This window comes from Streptomyces sp. NPDC059900 (genome assembly GCF_050270335.1).
In the GTDB taxonomy this organism is placed as follows: Bacteria; Actinomycetota; Actinomycetes; order Streptomycetales; family Streptomycetaceae; genus Streptomyces.
Genome location: NZ_JBNNJZ010001011.1, coordinates 1 through 1721 on the forward strand (window position 1 = coordinate 1; position 1721 = coordinate 1721).

At 73.4% G+C, this 1721-nt stretch carries 2 protein-coding genes and 1 pseudogene; 1 reads left to right on the forward strand and 2 read right to left on the reverse strand.

Annotated features, from left to right (window positions below; all coding sequences use genetic code 11):
• A partial coding sequence (locus ACQKIP_RS46715; RefSeq protein ID WP_427745791.1) for a cation diffusion facilitator family transporter occupies nucleotides 1-1041 on the reverse strand: 1041 nt, incomplete at its 3' end.
• A 67-nt stretch (nucleotides 1042-1108) separates the two neighbouring features.
• Here ACQKIP_RS46715 and ACQKIP_RS46720 point away from each other — a divergent pair.
• Entirely contained in the window at nucleotides 1109-1468 is a 360-nt protein-coding gene (locus tag ACQKIP_RS46720) for an ArsR/SmtB family transcription factor (RefSeq protein ID WP_365854118.1), read from the forward strand.
• A gap of 7 nt (nucleotides 1469-1475) precedes the next feature.
• Here the strand turns inward: ACQKIP_RS46720 and ACQKIP_RS46725 are convergent.
• Nucleotides 1476-1721 (reverse strand): annotated as a pseudogene (locus tag ACQKIP_RS46725) (PepSY domain-containing protein); the annotation flags it as partial.

Consider the following 1721-nt stretch of genomic DNA (forward strand, 5'->3'; position numbering starts at 1 on the left):
CTTCGGCACCGCGTGCAGCAGGGCGTGCTCGGCGTGGACCGCGACCTCGTGCGCATCGCGTACCGACAGCTCGCCGTCCACCACCACCGCCACCTCGGCGCGCAGCCGGTGCCCGATCCAGCGAAGGCGCAGCTCGCCGACCCCGCGTACGCCGGGAACCGTCAAGAGCGCCTGTTCCGCCGCGTCGACCAGGGCGGGGTCGACCGCGTCCATCACCCGGCGGAAGACCTCGCGCGCGGCGTCCCGCAGGACCAGCAGGATCGCGGCGGTGATCAGCAGGCCCACGATCGGGTCGGCGAGCCGCCAGCCGAGGGCGGCGCCGCCCGCGCCGAACAGGACGGCCAGGGAGGTGAATCCGTCGGTGCGGGCGTGCAGACCGTCGGCGACCAGGGCGGCCGAGCCGATCTCGCGGCCGACGCGGATGCGGTAGCGGGCGACCCATTCGTTGCCGATGAAGCCGATGACGGCGGCGGCCGCCACCACCCAGAGGTGCTGCAGGGTGCGGGGGTCGAGGAGCCGGTCGATCGCCGCCCAGGCCGCGAAGGCCGCCGATGCGGCGATCGTCAGGAGGATGACGATGCCCGCGAGGTCCTCGGCGCGGCCGTAGCCGTAGGTGAAGCGGCGGGTGGCGGCCCGGCGGCCCAGGACGAAGGCGATGCCGAGGGGGATCGCGGTCAGTGCGTCCGCCGTGTTGTGCACGGTGTCGCCGAGCAGCGCGACCGAGCCGGTGAGCAGCACGATCACCGCCTGGGCGCCGGCCGTCACGCCCAGGACGGCCAGGGAGATCCACAGCGCGCGCATGCCGCGCGCGGACGATTCGAGGGCCGGGTCGACCTTGTCGGCGGCCTCGTGGGAGTGCGGCTTCAGCACATGCCCGGCCTTGTGCCGCCACCGGGCCAGGCGCCCTGCCCCGCCCGGCTCATGACCGTGGCCGCGGCCGTGCTGGTGGCCGTGTTCGTGGCCGTGCTCGTGGGTGTGGCCCTGGCGCTGGTCAGGGTGGTGCTCGTGCGGAGGGTGGGGGTGTCCGTGCTGCTCACTCACGAGTACGGCCTTCCGACGCGGGACGGGAGAGTGGACACCGCGAGGCGCCCCCAGCCATTATGTGCGTATGAGCGCACGCAAGCACCTATCACCTGCGCACGGTGCGCACCCGCAAGATCCGGGCGCCGAGCACTTCGCACACGCGGCCGAGGTTCTCGGCCTCCTCGCCGACCGCACCCGCCTCGCCCTGCTGCACACCCTCGCCAAAGGTGAGGCGGACGTCACGACGCTGACGGCCGCGTGCGGCGCCGCCCGCCCGGCGGTCAGCCAGCACCTGGCCAAACTGCGCATCGCCGGACTCGTGTCCGTGCGCAAGGAGGGACGGCGGATGGTCTACGGCCCGCCCGACGGGCACCTGCGCCGCGTGGTCGACGAGGTCCTCAACCTCGCCGACCATCACCTCAGCGGCGCGAGCACCCACGACTGAGCGTCCCTCAGCTGTAGCTGCGCCTGCCGCGCCGGTAGGCGATCTCGCCGAGGGCGATGTCCACGGCGAGGAAGGCCGCCAGCGGGATGCCGAGCAGCGGCACGTAGTAGCCGAGCACGGCGATCGCCGCCATCAGCGGGACCAGGACGTACGCCGGTACGTTCTGCCACGCCCCGCGCGGCATCGGACGCCCGAAGGAACCGCCGCGGCCGCGCTGCCACCACATGCGGTACCCCCACACGATCATCAGGAT

Excerpts from the sequence above, each read along its gene's own strand:
- ACQKIP_RS46720 (WP_365854118.1), top strand. The coding sequence starts at position 1,109 with ATGAGCGCACGCAAGCACCTATCACCTGCGCACGGTGCGCACCCGCAA.